19 protein-coding genes and 1 pseudogene are annotated in these 20,543 nt (G+C 46.4%); 12 read left to right on the top strand and 8 right to left on the bottom strand.

Annotated features, from left to right (window positions below):
* Positions 1 to 3: 3 nt before the first annotated feature.
* Positions 4 to 939, bottom strand: coding sequence for a gamma-carotene 1'-hydroxylase CruF (gene cruF / locus PLE7327_RS10590; protein WP_015143827.1), 936 nt, complete (start codon positions 937 to 939; stop codon positions 4 to 6).
* A gap of 274 nt (positions 940 to 1,213) precedes the next feature.
* Between cruF and PLE7327_RS10595 the strand changes: the two genes are divergently transcribed.
* Positions 1,214 to 2,491 (top strand): GNAT family N-acetyltransferase, encoded by a 1,278-nt coding sequence (locus tag PLE7327_RS10595; RefSeq protein ID WP_015143828.1) that lies wholly within the window; start codon positions 1,214 to 1,216, stop codon positions 2,489 to 2,491.
* A 14-nt stretch (positions 2,492 to 2,505) separates the two neighbouring features.
* Entirely contained in the window at positions 2,506 to 2,952 is a 447-nt protein-coding gene (gene ruvX, locus PLE7327_RS10600; protein ID WP_015143829.1) for a Holliday junction resolvase RuvX, read from the top strand.
* 14 nt (positions 2,953 to 2,966) lie between these two features.
* Here the strand turns inward: ruvX and PLE7327_RS10605 are convergent, their stop codons facing one another.
* Both PLE7327_RS10605 and cbiT read right to left on the bottom strand, forming a co-directional pair.
* Positions 2,967 to 3,854, bottom strand: coding sequence for a phosphatidate cytidylyltransferase (locus PLE7327_RS10605; RefSeq protein ID WP_015143830.1), 888 nt, complete (start codon positions 3,852 to 3,854; stop codon positions 2,967 to 2,969).
* Between the two features lie 139 nt (positions 3,855 to 3,993).
* Positions 3,994 to 4,590, bottom strand: a complete 597-nt coding sequence (gene cbiT / locus PLE7327_RS10610) for a precorrin-6Y C5,15-methyltransferase subunit CbiT (RefSeq protein ID WP_015143831.1) — start codon at positions 4,588 to 4,590, stop codon at positions 3,994 to 3,996.
* A 647-nt stretch (positions 4,591 to 5,237) separates the two neighbouring features.
* Here cbiT and PLE7327_RS10620 point away from each other — a divergent pair.
* Positions 5,238 to 5,963, top strand: a complete 726-nt coding sequence (locus PLE7327_RS10620; RefSeq protein ID WP_015143832.1) for a response regulator transcription factor — start codon at positions 5,238 to 5,240, stop codon at positions 5,961 to 5,963.
* 80 nt (positions 5,964 to 6,043) lie between these two features.
* Here PLE7327_RS10620 and PLE7327_RS10625 read toward each other — a convergent pair whose 3' ends face one another.
* Both PLE7327_RS10625 and PLE7327_RS10630 read right to left on the bottom strand, forming a co-directional pair.
* Positions 6,044 to 7,240 carry a glycosyltransferase family 4 protein gene (locus PLE7327_RS10625; protein ID WP_015143833.1) on the bottom strand — a complete coding sequence of 399 codons (1,197 nt, stop codon included), beginning with the start codon at positions 7,238 to 7,240 and terminating at the stop codon, positions 6,044 to 6,046.
* Positions 7,241 to 7,298: 58 nt separating this feature from the next.
* Positions 7,299 to 7,514, bottom strand: coding sequence for a hypothetical protein (locus PLE7327_RS10630; RefSeq protein ID WP_015143834.1), 216 nt, complete (start codon positions 7,512 to 7,514; stop codon positions 7,299 to 7,301).
* Positions 7,515 to 7,690: 176 nt separating this feature from the next.
* Here PLE7327_RS10630 and PLE7327_RS10635 point away from each other — a divergent pair, with 176 nt between their 5' ends.
* Together PLE7327_RS10635 and PLE7327_RS26520 are read left to right on the top strand one after the other, a co-directional pair.
* Positions 7,691 to 8,149, top strand: a complete 459-nt coding sequence (locus PLE7327_RS10635) for a hypothetical protein (RefSeq protein WP_144266111.1) — start codon at positions 7,691 to 7,693, stop codon at positions 8,147 to 8,149.
* A 70-nt stretch (positions 8,150 to 8,219) separates the two neighbouring features.
* Positions 8,220 to 8,630 (top strand): annotated as a pseudogene (locus tag PLE7327_RS26520) (transposase); the annotation flags it as partial.
* 200 nt (positions 8,631 to 8,830) lie between these two features.
* On the opposite strand, the gene PLE7327_RS10645 reads toward PLE7327_RS26520, so the two are convergent.
* The 3 genes from PLE7327_RS10645 to PLE7327_RS10655 form a co-directional block, all read right to left on the bottom strand.
* Entirely contained in the window at positions 8,831 to 12,121 is a 3,291-nt protein-coding gene (locus tag PLE7327_RS10645; RefSeq protein WP_015143835.1) for an efflux RND transporter permease subunit, read from the bottom strand.
* A 148-nt stretch (positions 12,122 to 12,269) separates the two neighbouring features.
* Positions 12,270 to 13,655, bottom strand: coding sequence for an efflux RND transporter periplasmic adaptor subunit (locus tag PLE7327_RS10650; RefSeq protein ID WP_015143836.1), 1,386 nt, complete (start codon positions 13,653 to 13,655; stop codon positions 12,270 to 12,272).
* Positions 13,656 to 13,889: 234 nt separating this feature from the next.
* A complete protein-coding gene (locus PLE7327_RS10655) occupies positions 13,890 to 14,576 on the bottom strand; it encodes a GUN4 domain-containing protein (RefSeq protein ID WP_144266112.1) in 687 nt (228 codons plus the stop codon).
* Positions 14,577 to 14,717: 141 nt separating this feature from the next.
* Here PLE7327_RS10655 and PLE7327_RS10660 point away from each other — a divergent pair, with 141 nt between their 5' ends.
* The 7 genes from PLE7327_RS10660 to PLE7327_RS10695 all read left to right on the top strand — a co-directional run bounded on the left by PLE7327_RS10660 (position 14,718) and on the right by PLE7327_RS10695 (position 20,513).
* Positions 14,718 to 15,710, top strand: a complete 993-nt coding sequence (locus tag PLE7327_RS10660) for an aspartate carbamoyltransferase catalytic subunit (protein ID WP_015143838.1) — start codon at positions 14,718 to 14,720, stop codon at positions 15,708 to 15,710.
* Positions 15,711 to 15,944: 234 nt separating this feature from the next.
* Complete coding sequence (locus tag PLE7327_RS10665) at positions 15,945 to 16,454, top strand: GNAT family N-acetyltransferase (RefSeq protein ID WP_015143839.1); 510 nt, start codon at positions 15,945 to 15,947, stop codon at positions 16,452 to 16,454.
* A gap of 64 nt (positions 16,455 to 16,518) precedes the next feature.
* Positions 16,519 to 17,007 (top strand): molybdenum cofactor biosynthesis protein MoaE, encoded by a 489-nt coding sequence (locus PLE7327_RS10670; protein ID WP_015143840.1) that lies wholly within the window; start codon positions 16,519 to 16,521, stop codon positions 17,005 to 17,007.
* Positions 17,008 to 17,396: 389 nt separating this feature from the next.
* On the top strand, positions 17,397 to 18,146 hold the full coding sequence (locus PLE7327_RS10680) for a phycobilisome rod-core linker polypeptide (protein WP_015143841.1): 750 nt from the start codon (positions 17,397 to 17,399) through the stop codon (positions 18,144 to 18,146).
* Positions 18,147 to 18,486: 340 nt separating this feature from the next.
* On the top strand, positions 18,487 to 19,005 hold the full coding sequence (locus PLE7327_RS10685; protein ID WP_015143843.1) for a phycocyanin subunit beta: 519 nt from the start codon (positions 18,487 to 18,489) through the stop codon (positions 19,003 to 19,005).
* Positions 19,006 to 19,086: 81 nt separating this feature from the next.
* Entirely contained in the window at positions 19,087 to 19,575 is a 489-nt protein-coding gene (gene cpcA / locus PLE7327_RS10690) for a phycocyanin subunit alpha (RefSeq protein WP_015143844.1), read from the top strand.
* Between the two features lie 113 nt (positions 19,576 to 19,688).
* Positions 19,689 to 20,513 (top strand): phycobilisome linker polypeptide, encoded by an 825-nt coding sequence (locus PLE7327_RS10695; RefSeq protein WP_015143845.1) that lies wholly within the window; start codon positions 19,689 to 19,691, stop codon positions 20,511 to 20,513.
* Positions 20,514 to 20,543: the final 30 nt, after the last annotated feature.

Below are 20,543 nucleotides of genomic sequence, written 5' to 3' on the forward strand. Positions count from 1 at the left end.
TGCTTACTCGGGCATGACTCCTATAGGGACTTTTACGGAGGCGATCTCGGTCATTTCCGTAGCGACCATTTCATCGGAGGATTGCATTGCAGCTTGGCTAGCCCCAGCGCGTGCCAATTGATAAAATGCGATCGCGGGCACTACTCCTAAAATGACCCCTAAGAAGACAGGAATGTAGATCCCAGCAGCCACACTCATAATGGTGGCAAACGCAAAGTTGCTGAGATATATGGCTAATGGAAGTCCCAATTGTGTCCGAGGCAGGGTTACGGGTTTTGCTTTCCATAGCAGAGTTGCTACGGTCATAAATACCGTTCCCGTTCCCAACCAACCAGCAAAGTTTTGATAGGGCATGCCAAAGAAAGCGCCCGGTTGCTCCCAAATCCAAAACGGCATGGTGGTTTGACTCATAGCGGGATCGAGAACGAAGTCCCAAGAAGTTAACATGGTTGCACCGAGAGCGATCGCGCCCACATATTGTACCCAATTCGGAATTTGACGGCTTTCCAAGCCCGCACGGGCAAGCAGATAGGCGCTAAATCCCAGATAGAACCAAGATAGGGGAATGGTAAAGGGCACTAAACCCGCCACCTTATAGCCCAAGCCGGTCAGATAGCGGTAGTGACCGAAGGGAAAGCCCGTACTCGTTCCCAGCAGTTCGCTACACAGAGACAGAGCGATCGCCGGCGCCATAAACCCCAGCCAGTGCCACAGTCCCAAGGTTCGATAGGCGTAGACGGCAACGGCAGCCGTTGCTAAAAGCATATAAACTACGCCACCCCCCGCCATCGACCAAGCAAAGGCAGTTTTACCGAATTCTGGCAGGTTGACGACAAATTCAGGATTCGGCAAGACGATTAATAATCCTGCCAAGCCAAAAGCCATCGATAGGATATGACCGATTAGTAAAAAGCGCTCAGCACTGATAATGGGTTTCATTAATTTGATATCCAGCGTTCAAATAGAGAGATGGATTAGTAATAGTTTACAAATCTTTATGAGAATAGGTAACGCAAATCTAAAAATTCTCTTAAAAATCGTGATTGCTGAAGATAACCTATGGAAATATTGGCACTTTGCCTCTTAACAAACGATCTTAGTAGTAAGAACGCAAAAGTGCCGATCGCTACTAAAATCGGTCGCCCCAAAAATTTTGATAGACTGATAGAAATATAAGATAAGGGCAGTAGGCATTTCACCGAGCCGCGATCTGATGAACTCATTTCTTTCTGACACCGCCAAAATCCTCGTCCGTCCGGCACAGTATCGCGACTTAGAAGCGATCGAGGTTCTAGCCGCCGAGTCTTCCGAAGTCGAACGGTTGAGCGATCGCGCGAACATAGGCGAGCAAGTGCAACAACTCCGACGCTGGTACGGGCCTCTTAAGTTTTTGAGTCTTTTTCCCAATCCGTTTCAGTACCATTTTTGCGTTTACGTTGCCGAGCTAGTAAAAGCAGACAATCGCAACGCGCACAAACTGCTAGGTTGGATTCAAGTTGCCCCCTTCAACAAAACTCGCAGCACCTGGCAAGTAGGTCGGGTATCGATCGCAAGATCGGGCGATTGCCCGGAAACCCTGGTAGATCCGCTAGCGATCGGTTCGCAACTGTTACGCTACTGCTTTGAAACTATTTGGGAAGCAAGAACCTGGGTTCTGGAACTCGATGTCAACGAAAAAGATGCTTTGGCATTATATCGACACAATGGGTTTCAGCCGTTAGCTCAGATGACCTATTGGTCGCTCGCTCCCGATTTGCTAGCAGAGTTGGCGCAAAACGACCCGGACTTGCCCAATCTGCTGCCGATTAGCAACGCAGATGCTCAATTACTCTTCCAATTGGATTGTGTTTCGATGCCGCCTCTGTTGCGCCAAGTCTTCGACCGTCACGTCCAGGACTTCAAAACCAGCTTTGTCAACACGCTGCTGGCAAAATTCAACCAATGGTGCCATCGTACCGAGACGATTAGCGGTTACGTTTTTGAACCGCAGCGCAAAGCAGCGATCGGCTATTTTCAGTTAAATTTGCAGAAAAATGGTTCTCGTCCCCATCAAGCTAGACTGACCGTTCACCCAGCCTACACCTGGCTCTATCCCAAGTTACTCGCTCAAATGGCGCGACTTGTAAAAGATTTACCGTCTCAAGATCTCGAACTGGTATCGGCAGACTACCAGCACGAACGGGAAGAGTATCTGGAAAAATTAGGAGCGCAAAGAATAGCGCATACGTTACTCATGTCTCGTTCCGTATGGCACAAATTAAAAGAGACGAAACCAGAAGGGTTGCAGTTGTCAGAAATGCTTCAGGGATTGCAAGCAATTCCTCGTACTCCAATCCCTAGCAGAATGTCTTGGCAAAAAGTCCCGTTTCAGTCGCCGCCAATCACCTCTCGTCGTCCAGAAAGTTCGGAAATTCCCTCCAACTCGTCGTCTAAAAATGGGAAAACCTCTGACGGAGCTTCAGAAGGATCGGATATCAACCCTCAATTCTAAAAAAAGAGTCATTGATGCCAAAAATCTCTGCCTTGGGATTGGATGTGGGTAAAAAGCGGATTGGCGTGGCGGGGTGCGATGGGACGGGGTTAATCGCCACCGGCATAACTACCATCGAGCGAACCTCCTTCGAGCGAGACCTAGAGCAGCTCAGGCAACTCGTCGAGGAACGAGACGTCCAGATACTGGTCGTTGGTTTGCCCTATTCGATGGATGGCAGTCTGGGATTTCAGGCGCGGCAAGTACAAAAATTTGCTCGGCGACTATCGAAAGCCTTGCAATTACCCGTCGAATACGTTGACGAACGGCTGACCTCCCTAGAAGCCGAACAGCAGTTAAAAGAGCGCAAACAATTTTCTAGCCGCGACAAAGGAGCGATCGATCGCCTAGCTGCTGCGATTATTTTACAGCAGTGGCTCGATAGCCGTCGCTCTAGTCAGTTATCAGTCACTAGAGAATGAGCGCGAGGAAAAAATTAATCTAACAAGGGCAAAAATAAAGTGACGAAATAGTAAACCAAAGGAGCAGTAAAAACATAACTATCCGTGCGGTCTAGAATTCCGCCGTGTCCGGGAATTAATTGTCCCGAATCTTTTACGCCTGCATCGCGTTTCATCATCGATTCGGTTAAATCTCCTAGAAGACTGACAATGCCAATTAACACCCCTAAAATCAGCCCCGTTATTTGCCAATAGGGCCACTCTAAATACCAGGCTCCAATTTCTGCAACGGTGATACTTCCTAAAATGCCAAAAATAGTGCCTTCAACTGTCTTTTTTGGACTAATGTGCGACAGTTGAGTGCGACCAAAGAACTTGCCCGTGATGTAGGCACTGATATCGGCTGCAATAATGCAACCGAATGCCAGAAAAGTAATGACTAAAGCTGGCGGAAACAGCTTAAGGTGCATCCAAGACTCGGGCCAAAAACCCATCAAAGGCAGATTGCTGCTAGCAATACTGACTGGCATTGTGGCTGGCATAAAACCAATCCGCAATCTAATCCAATAGCTGGGAAGATAGCCACCGTAAAATAATCCGAGAATCGAGGTCGATATGTCGGCAATCGTCGCTAATTTGGGCTGAAACAGCAGATAAAAGCAGATTAGAGCGCCCGTCAAGGGAAATACGGCATCGGTTAGCGTAGGCGCGATCGCAGCCGTGACGAGCAATAATTGAGAGAGGACCAATGTCGTCTTAGCAGCAGGTGCAATGCCTTTGGCACGAACCAGTTGGAAATATTCCCGTTGTCCCAAAAAGACAATGACTCCAATTCCTAGAGTGAAGTACCAGCCCCCGACAATAATCATCCCCAAAGCCAGGGGGATCGCAACAATAGCACTAACAATACGAGACCAAGGCATATTATTGTTTTTAGAAAAAAACCCAGTGGCGAAAATAAATACCAGCCAGGTCAGGTTAAGAAATCCTTATGAAAGGTTAACAAATTCCTGTATTCAAATTGTATAAATTTTGGATGGATCGTAGGGAGCGATCGCGCTCTCAGGAATCCAACTTTTCGCCGCTCAAAATAAAAATGGGATCGACTGCGGCGAAGATTTGATGAATTCCGCGCGTCTCCAAGCGATTGACGGCTGCTTGAACTACGTCAATATTGCGCGCTTGTAACTTTGCCAAGCCTTCTGAGATCAGGTAAAGACTTTCTAGATTGGCTGCCGTTGCGACGACTCTGCCTCCGGGTTTTAGGTATTGCCAAACTTGCTTCAAAATCTCTTCAATCGGTCGCCCTCCTTCAATACAAACGCGATCCGGCAAAGGATGCAGCCCTTCAAGACAATCTGGGGCGCTTCCTTCGATGACTTCTACATTGGCGACGCTAAAGCGATCGCAGTTGCGACGAATCAAGCTGGCAACTTCTTCGTCTCGTTCTACTGCAATAATTTTTCCTTTGGGACAGAGCAATCCTGTTTCTACTGGAATAGTGCCAGTTCCTGCCCCAATATCCCATAAAACCGAATCGGCTTTTAATCTGAGGGCAGAGATCAACAGCAATCTTACCTCTCGCTTGCTTAAGGGAATGCCGGGCAAGCGCTCGAATAGATCGTCGGAAATGCCGGGAGTTGTATAGGGCCAAAGCATAGCGATCGCAAAGACGAACGACGGACGAGGAGATAGACATCAGAAATGATTTTCCTTGCCAAATCTTTTTCTTGTCCTCGACTTCTTCTATTTTCGACTAACTTCTTAAGTTGTGATGGTGCAATTTCTATAATTTCTATAGAAGTCAATATGGCAAAGAAGCGATCCTTTGAGTGCGAGAAATTGTGCAAAAGAATTAACCTCGCATTTACTTTCCGGATTCCCAAGGAAAATATTCCGATATTTTGGTTTTTAATGGCTCAAAATAGCAATAATTGCCAATTTAAGGAAATTATACCCTAAGGAATCGGTGTTTGCTTCTTCTAACGTCTTTACAGATACAATATCCAGGATAAGCTAACCAGACAATTGCAATACGATTGCAATAATGATGGTAGAAATGTCTAAAAGCTAGATTTTTCTGGTAAATTTACAAAAAACTCAAGAAATGTCTGGACTCTGTTTCGCTCAGCTTGCAACAAAAGGCATGTTAGAGCGAGCCAGACTATTTGAGAATTTAATAAAGACATTTGCTTAAAACCAACAGACAAAATCTAGCATCAATTCCCTCTACCCTGACCGAGAAAAGAAACTAACGATCTCAACAGCAAGATTTTAGTGACTCTCTAATAGATTGCCTAACTGTTATGGTTGTTCCCTCCGCTCAAAATAAAATAATGGTTGTAGATGACGATCCGGCAGTTCGTTACCTAATTTCTCGTTTTTTTAGCTATAATAACTATGAAATTGCCGCCGCAGAAGATGCGAAAACTGCTCGTAAAATCTTCCAAATATTTCAACCAGATTTGGTAATTTTAGATGTCAATCTTCCCGACGATAGTGGCTTCAATCTCTGCCAAGAAATTCGTCAAACAGGGAAATTTGTTTTGATGTTAACCTGTCTTACAGATGCCAATTATGTATTAAAAGGATTTGAAAGAGGAGCTGACGATTATCAAACTAAACCATTTAATCTAGAGATTCTCAAGGCTAAAATTGAAGCCTTATTAAAACGACGACAGGTTCCTAATGACGTAATATCTCCCCTGGTTTCTTCTTATTCACCCCGCCTCATTTTTGATAACTTAATTATCGATCCTCAAAAATTCGAGGTAGTAGTAGGAGAAAAAATAGTATCTCTAACCGCTTTAGAGTTTGAGTTGTTGTATTTTTTAGCTAGCCATCCCGATCGCGTTTGGGAACGTTCGGAATTAATTTTATCAGTCTGGAGTCAAAATGATGAGATCGGTGCCGAAAGGAAAGTTGACGTTCATATCGGTCAAATTCGTAAAAAAATCGGCGATTTTGACAGCAAATGGATTAAGACTATTCGCGGTAAAGGTTATATGTTTGAGCCACCTGTTTGGAAATAGGAAATGCAAATTAAAATTGCAAATATATTAGTTTGTTAACTTGAAAATGAGCAGCAAAAAAGTAACCAATTAAAACATCGCTACAAAAGTTGCTGAAGCGCTTGGTCTACTCTTTTGCTCACGGCTTCCCAAGAATATTCTGCCTTAACCAATTCGTAAGCAGCAGCAGTCAGTTTCTCAACTAGGGCATTTTTCGACCAAAGCTGTTCTACGGCATCGGTTATCGCTTCAATTTCGTCTCTAATTAAGAGATGCTCGCTATCTCTGACGTTTAATCCCTCTGCCCCTTTAGTAGTACTGACTGCCGGACAACCAGATGCAAAAGCCTCCAGAAGTTTTAAACGAGTGCCTCCTCCTTGCTGTAAAGGAACGACCATAACACTAGCAGCAGCTAAATAAGGTCGAATGTCTGGAACGCTTCCGGTCACGATGATTCCCGGTTCTAACTCGGCAGCTTGCAGCATCGATTTGGTCGGGCTTCGTCCTACCAGCAGCAGGCGACAATTTGGGTTAATTTTTCGCAGTCGAGGATAAATTTCTTCTATGAGTAACTTCGCTGCAACTTTGTTGGGAGGATAAGAAAAAGTTCCCATGTAGATTAAATTGTGTTGTTTTTCCCCGAACCCTTCAGGAGGATTGCATTGCTTGAGGCGAACGCAGTCATAGGAAGCTACATCAATTCCGTTAGGAATCGCTTGGGGTTGAAATTGCCGCCCGTACAACGTCTTTACAAGAGCGACATCTTCTTCGCTACAAACCCATGTTTGATCGGCTTTACGAATAAAATCTAACTCGATCGATTTAAGGCGCGGCAATCTCATTTTTAAGGCGCCGTGTTTTTGCTCGAAGAGATCTGCTTCAATATTGTGTTCGTCAAAGATAATTCGACATTTTTGGCGTTTTATAATTTTAAGATAGCGATACAACCATATCTCTTCGACTATAGTTAAATCTGGCTGAAATTCTGCTAATACTTTTTCTAATTCTTTGGCAGCAGCTTGTTGATACAACCTATCCACATCGGGATGGGCATTGGGGCGAAGCAACCAGGCACGGCGTTTCCAATTTTCCCAAGACGAAACGGACTTGGCAAGCGTGTAGGGATACCAAAAGTCAATTCCTGCGGGCACTTGCGAACTCGCGCTCCACTGACAGATAGAAAAAACCCCTACCGAGCCATATTGCATCATAATGTTGATATTTTGCCAGTTGCGCAGCTCCACGCCACCTGCTGGGGGGTAGGGTTTTTCCTTGGTAATAAAGAGAGTACGAACCACGTTATATTATGCAAATATTGTGTTTTTCTTAATGTATCAAGCTCTCTTGCAAATAACATCATCCTTGTGGTTCGATGACTTCAAATTCTGCCTCTTCTAAAGACAAAAAAAGTGGCTCGTCGCTCTTTTCAAGCGGATTTTCCTCTAACTTGACTATCCAACGTCCCGACGTTTCCCTTGCTAGGATCCGTCCCAGAATCCCTGCTGCATAATCGGGATAAAGTACCCGAACCAGGGTTCCTACCTGTACCATTGCTTCACTGTGACATATCATAGCTTAGTTAAGTCCTGATTAATAATAGGTTAAAAGAGGAGCAAAAAAATAGAAGATTTGGGTCTTAGCTTTCTCAGCTTTGTTGCTCCGCGCTATAAACAAGGCTAATGAATACTTAGAAGACATCTGAAAAGTAAAAAACGCGGCTCATGTGTAAAATATGTGCAGGAGAAGTAATGTCAGCATGCTATGGAATTTCCCCTGAACGATTTGCTCAATCGAGACAAATGCACGCAATTTTGGAGCATTTTCATCCGGATGGCTTGAGCTGTCCCAACTGTAAAGCTGGGGTGGAACAAGCCCGAAGATTTAGAACCACGCATCGCTCTCAGTTGAGAGTTTATCGCTGTCGTGTGTGCGACCACACTTACAACCTCTACAGTGGCACGTTACTAGCGCAACATCACCTGAGACCTGAACGGGTTGTGTTGTTGTTGCGAGGCATCCTCAAGGGAGAGTCCACTAAAAGCTTGGCAGGAGAATTACAGTTAAATTACAAAACGGTGTTAACCTTACCTCATCAACTGCAAGCTCGTGCCGAGCAGTTACAATCGCAGGAACCCGTACCTGACACTCGAACTGAAACCGATGAGATGTTTCAGAAGGCGGGGGAAAAAAGGAGAGCAGCATCTTGACCCGTTTGACCCACCTCGACGACGAGCGAACAAACGACGAGGTAAAGGCACCTAGGATCATGACCGACCACCAGTGGTTGGAACGGTTGGACGAAACAGTGGGCAAGTCCGATTGCGAGTAGTGAGGAACACTACAGGTGAAATACTGGTTAATCATGTGCATCAATTCACAGTAATTGAGAGTCAGCTCTTCACTGACGAATCAGCCAGTTATAATCACGTCATTCGTCCTCATGCTACTGTTTGTCATAGTCAGCATAAATGGGCAAGGGATGATGAGGGAGATGGGCTTCGAGAAGTTCATGTCAACACAGTTGAAGGGATGTGGACAGATATGAGGAATTTCTTGAGCTCCTTTAAGGGTGTTCACCAAGAGCGCCTGAGTGGTTATGTTGCTATTTTTGAGTTCAAGGGAAACCTCAAACGCATCTGCCCTGCCTTCATTGCCTCACTGGTTACTCCGCACACTTCTTACTTATGAGCCAAAAAACGCTACAGATGCTCGAGGAAAAAGCCTTACACCCAGAGCAGCTGACTAATTGATAATTCGCAATTCGCCATTAAAATATAAAAACAAAGAACCCGAACTATTTGTTCGAGATCGGAGCGCGAGTTAACCGATCTCAGCGATCGCAGCAGATGCAGAATGTTTGAAGGCTGAACCTAATAACGAGAAACGATCTACTCATTTTGCCCAGATGCTCGAAAAGTAGGAACGGTTTCTTCTTCAGAGGAGGGAGGCAACATGGATTCCACCGTCCGTCGGGATGGACGAGGTTTGCCCGATCCACCGCCTTTTAAGAAGGCCTCTTCTAGATTTTTAATGACGATATAAAGGATAGGAGCAAACAACAGACTCAAGAAAGTGGCTACCAACATGCCACCAAAAACGGCAGTTCCCAGAGACCAACGAGCGAGAGAACCCGCACCCTTTGCCGTCACGAGAGGCATGAAACCGACTAGGGTAGAAATTGCCGTCATGAGAATTGGTCGGAAGCGCTGTTCTGCGGCATAGAGTGCTGCTTGAGTAATGCTCATGCCCAACTCTCGCGATTGGTTGGCAAATTCCACAATCAGAATCGCGTTTTTGCTTGCCATCCCGATGAGCATTACCAGACCCACCTGACAATAGATATTGTTATTGACCACGGGCCAAAGTCCGCCCGCCTGGAAGATATTGGCTCTGAACCAGATGCCTCCTAGAGCGCCCAAAACGGCTAGAGGCACGGTGAGCATGATGATAGCGGGATCGATGTAGCTTTCGTACTGAGCGGCTAGAACTAAGAAAACCATGACAAAACCCAAGCCGAAAATAATCGGCGCAGCACCGCCAGAAGATTTTTCTTCTAGGGCGGTTCCCGTCCATTCAAAGCCAAAACCGGGTTGTAAGACTTGGGCGGCTATCTCTTCCATGGCTGCGATCGCTTGTCCGGTACTGTAACCGGGTGCGGGAGCGCCTTGAATTTTGATCGAAGGGTAGATATTGTAGTGAGCCACCGTGGGCGGATAGATAAAGTCATTGATATTAACCACGTTGCTCAGTTGTACCATGTTGCCATCGCGCGATCGCACGTACAAGCGGCTGATGTCGTCGGGATTGGAGCGAAACTCGCGGTCTGCCTGCACGTAAACCCGATATTGTCGTTGTCCGAGGACGAAATCGTTGACGTAGTTGGAGCCAAGATAAGTTCGTAGGGTTTCAAAAATTTCGTCGATATCGACGTTGAGCGCCTTTGCCTGAGCGCGATCGATGGAAATCTCCATCTGAGGCGTGTTAGATGTGAAGGTCGTAAATACCAGCGGTCTCGGACTGGGCGATTTGAATTCGGGTCTTTGGTTGGCTGCCGCAACGAGTTTCTGGGCATTGTCGATCAGCGCTTCCATCGGAAGAAGTTGGCGGTTTTGCAACTGAAACTCAAAACCGCCAGACTGACCTAATCCGTCAACGGGAGGCGCATTCACGGCAAAGGCTAGCATGCCCGTAAGACTTCCAAGTTTCTGGTTGGCTTGAGCGAGCAATCCATAGACCGAGTTTTCTGCGCCGGGGCGTTCGTCCCAGGGTTTGAGAGGAGCAAAGCAGATCAGTTTATCGGAGCCATTACCATCAAAGCCAAAACCAACCAGACAGAATCTGCCTCGAATTCCCTTAATGTCGCTCATAAGCTTATCGATCTGTTCTGCTTGGGCGGCGGTGTAGTTGAGGGAAACGCCAGCTGGGGCTTGACCGATAATGATAAAGTATCCCTGGTCTTCTTCTGGAACAAATCCACTCGGAACGATCTGATAGATCCCTATCGTTATTACCAAACCTGCAACAAAAATGCCGACGACCAGCATTTTAATGCGGGTCAGAAATTCTATAAACCTTCTGTATTGTCGGTTGACCCACTCGAAGAATCGATTGAACAAGCGGAAGAATGCGCCCAGAGGACCTTGGGCTTCCTGCCTGGGGCGCAGCAGGACGGCTGACATGCTCGGCGAGAAGGTGATGGCGTTAAAGGTAGACAGGGCGATCGCAAAAGCGATCGTTAGCGCGAATTGCCTGTAGACGATGCCCGTACTGCCGGGGAAGAAAGAGACGGGGATGAATACTGCCATCAATACGATTGAGGTGGCGATGACGGCTCCAAACAATTCTTCCATCGAATCGAGGGCGGCTTGCATCGGTCGCATGCCATGCTCGATTTTTTTAGCGATCGCTTCAACGACAACGATTCCGTCGTCTACGACCAACCCCGTGGCTAACACGCAGCCGAACAAGGTTAACTGGTTGAGTTCAAACCCAAACATCAACAGAAACGCCATCGCCCCAATCAGGGCAACGGGGATGGCAATGGCGGGAATTAAGGTGGTGCGCCAGTCTTGCAAGAAGACAAAGATGATCGCAACTACTAACGCGATCGCTTGCACCAGCGCCAAAACTACTTCTTGAATCGAAGAAGTGACGAATAGAGTCGGATCGAATCCCACTTCTCCTTTCATGCCAGGTGGGAATTGCTTTGATAGCTCGGCTAGTTTGGCTTTGATGGCATTAGCCGTATCCAGAGCATTGCTGCCGGGCAACTGATAGACTGGCAAACCGATGGCTGGCAAACCATTCCAGATTACGTCTGTGTCATAACTCTCTGCACCTAATTCGGCTCGACCTACATCTTTTAGTCGAATTAGAGTGCCGTTATCCCCCACCTGAATAACCAGGTTTTCTGCTTCTTCGACGTTCTTAATCCGACCGACGGCTCGCAGGGGGATTTCATATTGTTGCTCGTCTGGAGCTGGCTGCTGACCGATTTTTCCTGCCCCCACCTGAATATTCTGTTCCTGAACGGCACTGACGACATCCCGAGCGTTCAGTCCCCGTGCGGCGAGTTTGTCGGGGTCGAGCCAGATCCGCATGGCATATTTCCGTTCCCCAACGAGCTGTGCCCTACCAACCCCTTTAATCCGCCTAATTTCGTCAAGAACGTACAAGTCAACGTAGTTACTGATGAATGAGGTGTCGTAGATGTACTCTCCGTTCTCATTTTTTTCTGAGTAAAAAGCCATCGCCATAAGAATGTTTGGGGAAGCTTTGTTAATTGTCACCCCCGTTTGTCTGACCACCTCTGGCAACTCTGCTTCTGCCTGAGCAACTCGATTTTGAACGTTAACTTGAGCAGTATTTCTGTCTACCTCTGTGGGAAAGGTAACGGTAATATTGGTAACCCCATTGTTGCTCGTGTTGGAGGACATATATTTCATGTCCTCAACCCCGTTGATTTCTCGCTCGATAATCGTTGTGACGGTCTCTTCTGTGGTTCTCGCATCGGAACCGATGTTAGTGGCGGTCACTTGTACCTGCGTTGGGGCGATCTGCGGAAGTTTCGCGATCGGCAGTAGGGGAATGGAGATTGCTCCGACTAGGATAATTACTATGGTGCAGACTGTCGTTAGGACAGGTCGTTTGATAAAGAGAGTGGAAATAGAAAACAGCATAAGCTCCTCGATAAGAGTGAGGGGAAGCAGAGGAACGGGAAGAGGAGGAGACAAGGGGGAGTTAGGGGATTCCGAAGAAGAGGAACCAGACAAACTACTAACCACTAACTACTAACAAATGACCAATCCCCGATCGCCTTCTCACCCATTACTTCTTCTGTTCCGATGCGATCGTCTCTTGGGCAACGGGCGTTCCATCCTGGAGATTGAGCAAACCCGAAGTAATTACTTTTTCACCTGCCTTAATTCCCGATCGCACTGCGTAATCTTGCCCTTGAATGCTTCCCAGAATCACGGGCTTTTGCTTTGCTACTAATGTCGGCTTTCTTTGTTGGTTTTCTGCTTGTTGGGCGACAAAAACAAAAGCTTGTCCGCCAATGCGGGTAACGGCAGTGGTGGGAATTAACACGCCCGGTTGTTGCCCCCAAACGATTCTCGCCTTGACATATTGGTTGTCTCGCAAGCTGCCGTCATTGCGGAAGGTGGCTTTGGCGAGGATGGTTTGGTTGCTGTTATTGACATTGGGGGAGATGAACGTAACTTGACCCTTGACTGCTACCTTGCCATCTGCATCGATCGTCTCGACAGGTAGTCCGGTTCGCAATTGGGCGCGACGTTCTGTGGGAACGCTAATTCGTAGATCGAAGGTTTGGTTATTTGTAATCGTGGTTAGTTCTTCCCCAATTTCGACGTAATCTCCTACTTTACTGGGGAAATCGCCGACTATGCCGTTAATTGGAGCAGTCACGGTGTTAAAGCCCAACATCTGGCTGCTGACTCCTAACTGTCCTTCAGCTCTTGCCACGGCTGCCTTTTGACTGTCTATGTTAGCTAATGCCTGTTCGACTCGTTTTTCGGCTGCTTGTAAAGATTTGACGGAGGCATTGAGCGATCCTCTCAGAGAATCGCGGGTTTTAATTCGGGATGCGAGTTGCGCTTTCCTGGTATTGAGGTCGCGGGTGCGATTGTCTAAATCCTGTTGGGATTGTGCCCCTTCCTTGACTAGAAAAACGAAGCGAGCGTAATTTTTTTGCGCCAATTCTAATTCGGCTTGAATGTCTTGTACGTCCGCATCTGCTCTCGCCAAATTAGCCCTAGCCTCTTCGACTTGGGCTTCTGCTCGCGCGCGTTCTGCTTCTGCTGCCCTCAAGTCAGCTTGTCTTGCATTGAGATTAGCTTTCTCGATGTTGACTTGCGAGGCGGCGGCTCTTACGTTTTCTTGCTCTCTGGTCGGTTGCAGTTCGACGATTTTCTGCCCTGCCGCGACTCTCTCGCCACTATCGACGAAAATCCGCAGAATTCGACCGTCGATTCGTGGTGCCAAGCGAACTCTCTGTTTGGCTTCGAGATTCCCTACGTATTCGCTGCTGTCGGAAACCAATCCTTTTGCGGCTGCTTGCATTTTGACCTGAAAGGCTGGCGGACCGCCAGCCCCTCCCTGCTGTTTGCCGGGGCTGCACGCTGCCGCGAGCAGAGAAAGGGCAATAGCAGTTCCCAATAACCGTTTTAAGCACGGACTGTTAGGTGTAACCATTAAAGTCTCAACTGGTTAGAGAATTAATTGGGTAAGAAACTCTAAGCTCTGTCGTCAGGTGGATGAAATTATTCAACCCATAAGGTAAAAATTCTGAGTCGAAAATTTTCAAAGACAATTCATGAAACATTATATAAATCCTTTCGCGATCGCTGAATTTTTTTTCTGGCATTTCGTCATTCTACTAGATAACAAAAAAGACAAAGTTAAGAAAAGAAAATTAGAGCTATAGCATTATTTTTTCTTTTGATTTAATGATTTTGTTTCGTTCGCTGGGGGCATTACATTCAATGGGTTAGTTTCGCTCGCTGGAGGCGTTGGATTCGCTGGGGGAGTGACTAACTTGCAGTCAACCATTCGCTTGCTAAGTGTGACATATTCGAGCCTTCCTCCATTAATTTGATATTCTTGTCTTGGGTTGGGAAGATGTCCTATTGGTGCGTCGAGACTATAGTTTAAATTTTCCTTAAAATCGATCCATCGTTGTTCCTTTCGCCAGCCAACGCGATCGCCAAATTTTTCGTATGCATCTACGTCTACCAATCGCCCCGGTCTATTACCAGTTTCTACAAAAATAGGAAACTGAATGCTAAAACCAAAGCGCCCTTTGGAATATTCTTTCCAAAGACTGTCAATTGTTTTCAAATCCCAGCAAGGAAATTTTTCGATATTTTGGCTTGAAAGCCATCCTTGCGCTTCTCGATTGGCTGCTTTCAACATCAATTGTTTGGTTCGGTCATTGGCTTTGCGCCACTGTCCAGTCGCTAATAATTGACGCAAAAAGTTATAGTTAATGCGAGTTTCGGGCGAAATCAGCGAAGAGTCGTTAGTGGGTGGGGAGTTAGTCTGAGAAAGCAGTTGGGCTAAAGCAGCACTCGTCGGCAACAAGCACAAAGCCAAAGCTAACGCGAGCTTTTTCATAGTCATCATCATTTTTGTCATATTTATGTCTATTAGCTTGAAGTTAGGAGTCATAGAATAACGCGATCGTTGTTTTCTTGAGGCGATGCGCCACCTTTTGTAGCAAAATAATCGAAGATATGAATAGGGAACTTTCCCATTATGCAATTTACCTGGACTCGTCATCACATCCTCGCCCTAGCTGATTGGGTTCCCCAAGAATACGATATCGTGTTGCAAACCGCTTCGAGTTTCCGGGAAGTTCTCTCAAGGCGAACCAAAAAAGTCCCAGCGCTTCAGGGACAGGTGGTGACAAATTTATTCTTTGAACCTTCAACGCGCACGCGCAGCAGTTTTGAACTTGCCGCTAAGCGGCTTTCTGCCGATATCCTCAATTTTTCGCCAGGAACTTCTTCTATAACCAAGGGAGAAACCATTTTAGACACGGCGAAAACCTATCTGGCGATGGGAACCGATATTATGGTGATCCGTCACCAGCAAGCAGGCGTTCCCAACGCGATCGCACAAGAAATGGATCGCCTTAATACTGGAGTTAGCGTTTTCAATGCAGGCGACGGACAGCACGAACACCCTTCTCAAGCTTTACTGGATTTATTTACCATTACATCTCTACTAGACCCAGAAAATCCCCGCGTCGAACTGCTAAAAGAAAAAAAAATCGCCATTGTCGGCGATATCCTACACTCAAGGGTAGCGCGGTCTAATATTTGGAGTTTGACGGCGGCAGGAGCGGAAGTTCATTTAGCAGGACCGCCGACGCTAGTTCCCATGTTATTTGCAAGTATGGGCAATCGCACTTATGGAGGGAAATTATTGTTGCACTGGGAGATCGAACCCGCCTTGCAGGATGCCCATTTCATTATGACCTTGCGACTGCAAAAAGAACGCATGACCGAGCATTTATTACCCAGTTTGAGGGAGTATCACCAACGATATGGCATTACACGCGATCGTCTCAAGCTCTGTCAAAATGATGTCAAAGTTCTCCATCCGGGTCCCGTTAACCGAGGCGTAGAAATTGATTCCGATTTGATGGACGACCCGGCTTTAAGCCTCATCTCCGAGCAAGTCACCAATGGCGTAGCAGTACGAATGGCGCTTTTGTATCTGATTGGAAACCTCAAGGCGAGTTGAAAATCTGAGCCAAAACAATTCAAAAAATGGTCATGCGACCAGCCTATTTAATATCGTGCGAATGGACGAGCTTGCAGGACTTTTGCTCATTGGTTTGAGTGTTTTGGTCTATCGCAAGTAGAAAGATTATTCTGTTGCATAATACAAATATATTTTTGTAGTATATGATTACATCAAGGCGATCGAGTCAGGCAGAACCACGAGCAGAGAAAAATGAATAACAATGACTCACTAATGACTCACTTGCTTTATGGCGATCGCTTGCACCTGCGTCCGTGCCAGATCGACGATCTCGACTTCTTGCACAAGTTATGGAACGATCCAGATATACGGCGGTTTCTCTTCGACGATCGCATTATTTCCCGCGAAGAAGCACAATCTTTCGTCGATTTAAGTATCAAAAGTTTCAAAAGTGGATATGGGCTTTGGCTTTTCTTTGAACGCCAGAGCGATCTAGTCGCCGGGTTTGCAGGTCTGTTAGACTTTTCCCAGGAAGCGCCGAGTCTCATCTTTGGCACCAACCCTCTACTCTGGGGGCGCGACTATGCTACTGAAGCCGCTTCAGTAGTATTGCGTTATGCTTTTGATACGCTAAAGCGCGATCGCGTTATTGCCGATGTTGACGAACCAAACGCAGCTTCAATCCGAGTGCTTGAGAAACTCGGCATGTCGCCTGCCCGACGGACGATCGTTAACGAACGACCGCTTTTGTATTATGAAATTCGCGATCGCGTTGGGAATTGATTGTTAGCGATCGCCCTTGACTACGCCAAAATATAAGTAAGTCAATCCAAAATCCTTTTTGCCTATGACTTTTAGCGTAACCCCGGTTTCCAGTACGACTGGAGAACGCGATCGCTTTAGAATCAGTTTTGCTCCCCTATCGCTCGATGAAGTTTACAATCTTGCCAACGATCCTGCCAATGGCGCGATCGTCGTGATGAGCGGTACGGTTCGCCAGCAAACCGATGGAAAGCCCGTTCTTTACCTAGAATACCAAGTCTACGAACCAATGGCACTGGCAATCTTTCGTCAAATTGCCGCCGAGATTCGCCAGCGCTGGATGGATACCAATCGCGTTATCATTCACCATCGCATTGGCAAGCTAGAGATTGGAGAAATTAGTGTTTTAGTAGCAGTTGGTTGTCCCCATCGCGCGGAAGCTTTTGAAGCTTGCCGCTATGCCATTGATACCCTTAAACACAATGCCCCCATTTGGAAAAAAGAATACTGGGCAGACGGTTCGAGTACTTGGGTGAGTATCGGGGCATGCGAGCAAACGAATGCTAATTGCTGAAGTTTTAGATTTGACTTGTAGTGCGAGCATCTTGCTCGCTAGATATAAATATCACCCTAAAAAGAATTTATTCTCATTAAGTTATTTTGAGAATTATAAAAAACAAGTCATAAAAGCTCAGAGCGATCGACCCTCAATAAGCTTATCTAATAAGAGTTTCGTCGCAACTGAGAGAAAATTCATTAAAGATTTTAGATCTTTTTTTAGTTCTTTCCAAAGTTGAGCTAGCTTACTGCAAAATATTACAGATTATGAAAAAACGAAATTTTGGCAAACGCCATCTTTTACCCTCAAAGATAAATAAGCAAAATTACTTATTCAATTGAGAGCGGCAGCGATTTCTGACTAAGACGAAAACTTTAGCTCTGTGCTCGATTGAGGAGGTTAAGGTGTCGATTCCTTTGTTAAACTATCCCCCATCTACCTCAAACCAGCGAGTAGAAGGTTTTGAAGTTCCGGGGGACGAACAGCCCGCGATTTATAACACAGAAAATCTTCTATCAGGAGGAGAAATCGACGAGCTAATTAGAGCAGCCTATCGGCAAATTTTTAACGAACAACAGCTTCTCGCCAGCAATCGCCAAAAAACTTTGGAATCTCAACTGAAATTCGGTCAAATTACGGTTAGAGATTTCATCCGGGGATTGGTTCTTTCTGACACTTTCCGGCGGCGCAATTACGAGCCAAATAATAATTATCGGTTCGTACAGATGTGCATTCAACGACTGCTAGGACGGGATGTTTACAGCGATCGCGAAAAACTGGCTTGGTCTATCGTACTCGCTACCAAAGGGTTGAAAGGGTTTATTGACGAACTGCTCGATAGCGAAGAGTATCTGACTAATTTTGGCTACGATACCGTTCCTTATCAACGACGGCGAATTCTGCCCCAACATAACCAAGGCGATCTGCCTTTTGCGCGAATGCCTCGCTACGGGGAAGACCATCGCAAGCAACTGGAAGCACTAGGTTATTTCCAAGCCAAACCCATACGAGAATATCGGTGGGAGTGGCAGAAACCGCCTTATCCGAAAGCAGCGCGAATGCTGGGCAAAGCGATCGTTATCTTTGGCGCGACCTTTATCGGACTGGTTGCTATTGCCTCTGCCTTAGCGGCTTGGGAACTGATTAGCCTATAGACAATAAAGAGCGGTTCCATCAAATTCTGAAAAAATTTACAAGATGTAACAAACAAAAGTTCATTCCCATTGTATAAAAGTAACTTGAGGTGGGAAAAAGTCAGGTGAGAGTTAACCCAAACACCTAAATCCACCTTCTTGAGGTTCATCACATTTGTGTGAAGTTTTCTCAGTTTCTTAAAAAAACTTTAAGAAATGCTGGGGGAGCGGAAAAACAAGACAACTGTTTCTATAAACCTTCTAAGTGGCTCAAACTGCTTAGAAAATTTGCATCGAGACTCGGTTTTGTCAAACCAAACTCAACTTAACTTGAAGTACTTTAATTAGGAGATGAATTCCAATGTTTGACGCATTTACCAGGGTTGTTTCCCAAGCTGATGCTCGCGGTGATTTCGTTTCTACCGCTCAAATCGACGCCCTCAACAAAATGGTTGCCGATGGCAACAAGCGTCTAGACGCAGTCAACCGGATCACCAGCAACGCTTCTGCTATCGTTTCTAATGCAGCTCGTGCCTTGTTTGCCGAGCAGCCTCAACTGATCGCTCCTGGAGGTAACGCTTATACCAACCGTCGTATGGCAGCTTGCTTGCGCGACATGGAAATCATCTTGCGCTACGTGACCTATGCTACCTTTACTGGCGATGCTAGCGTACTCAACGATCGCTGCTTGAACGGTCTGCGCGAAACCTATGTCGCTCTGGGGGTTCCCGGTGCTTCCGTTGCTGCTGGCGTTCAAAAGATGAAGGAAGCTGCGATCGCGATCGCTAACGACCGGAATAATATCACTCCTGGCGATTGCAGCGCTTTGATGGCTGAAATTTCTAGCTACTTCGATCAAGCTGCTGCGGCTGTTGCTTAATAGCAGTCATCAAAAGCAGATAGATTAAACAACATTACTTTCTAGGAAAATTTTGCAAAATAATCGGGAGATAGCAAAACTATGAAAACCCCTTTGACTGAAGCCGTTGCCTCTGCTGATTCTCAAGGTCGCTTCCTCAGCAGCACCGAGATGCAAGTTGCTTTTGGACGTTTGCGCCAAGCCAAATCTGGATTGGAAGCCGCTAAAGCATTGACTGCCAATGCTCAAAACTTAATCAACGGTGCCGCTCAAGCGGTATACAATAAGTTCCCCTACACCACTCAAATGCAGGGACCGAACTATGCTGCCGACCAACGCGGAAAAGACAAGTGCGCTCGCGACATCGGCTACTACCTCCGCATGATTACCTACTGCTGTATTGCTGGCGGTACTGGTCCGATGGACGAATATTTGATCGCAGGTCTTGATGAAATCAACAGCACCTTTGAATTGTCTCCTAGCTGGTACATTGAGGCGCTCAAGTACATCAAAGCCAACCACGGTTTAAGTGGCGACGCAGCAGTCGAAGCTAATTCCTACATCGACTATGCAATCAACGCCCTGAGCTAATAGAGCTTTTAAGCTCCTTTTGACCCGGAAAGGCGGGAGGTTGTTAGCAAAAGGGTTAGCAATCGTTCGTCTTTCCGGGTCTTGTTATATCTAAAACCAGCTAGGAGGCAAACATGACAAGCTTAGCAGCAGCCCAACGGTTAGGAATCGAACCTTATAGCGAAGCAGCAGTCGTCGAACTGCGTCCTGATGCTTCAGAAGCCGATCGAGCGACGGTCATCAGAGCCGTATATCGGCAAGTTTTGGGCAACGCTTATGTAATGGAGAGCGAACGGCTAACCGTTCCCGAATCTCAACTCAAACAAGGAAATATTTCCGTGCGCGAGTTTGTCCGGCAGGTAGCCAAATCGGAATTGTACCGTTCCCGATTTTTTGATAATTGCTATCGATATCGAGCTATTGAATTAAATTTCAAGCATCTCCTCGGTCGCGCCCCGGAAAGCTACGAAGAAATGATGGCTCACAGCCAATTGCTCGATGAAGGCGGCTATGAGGCAGAAATTGACTCTTACCTCGATTCAGAGGAATATCAAAGCAACTTTGGCGAGTGGATTGTGCCTTACTATCGCGGCTTTGCTACCCAAGGTCTACAAAAAATGGTTGGCTTTACCCGGATTTTTCAACTGTATCGCGGGTATTCCAGTAGCGATAAAGCTCAAATTGGCGGTGGAAAACAGCCCCGTTTGAACCGAGAAGTCATACAGAATACCTCTTCGCCTATCTATATTGGGTCTACGGGTACCGTTCTTGCCGGAACTTCTGGCGGTAGCCGAGGAAGATTCTATCGGGTAAGAGTTACGCAAGCACCGAAAATCGGGCGCATGGCACGAATTCGTCGCAGCAATATGGAATATTTGATTCCTTACGAGCAATTATCTGAAAGATTGCGGCAAATTAACCGCCAGGGCGGTCAGGTTACCAGCATTACGCCGGCTTAAGAACGCGAATTGAATTCTGTTTTCATTAAG

Origin of the sequence: Pleurocapsa sp. PCC 7327 (assembly GCF_000317025.1) — a bacterium.
GTDB lineage: Bacteria > Cyanobacteriota > Cyanobacteriia > Cyanobacteriales > Microcystaceae > Hydrococcus.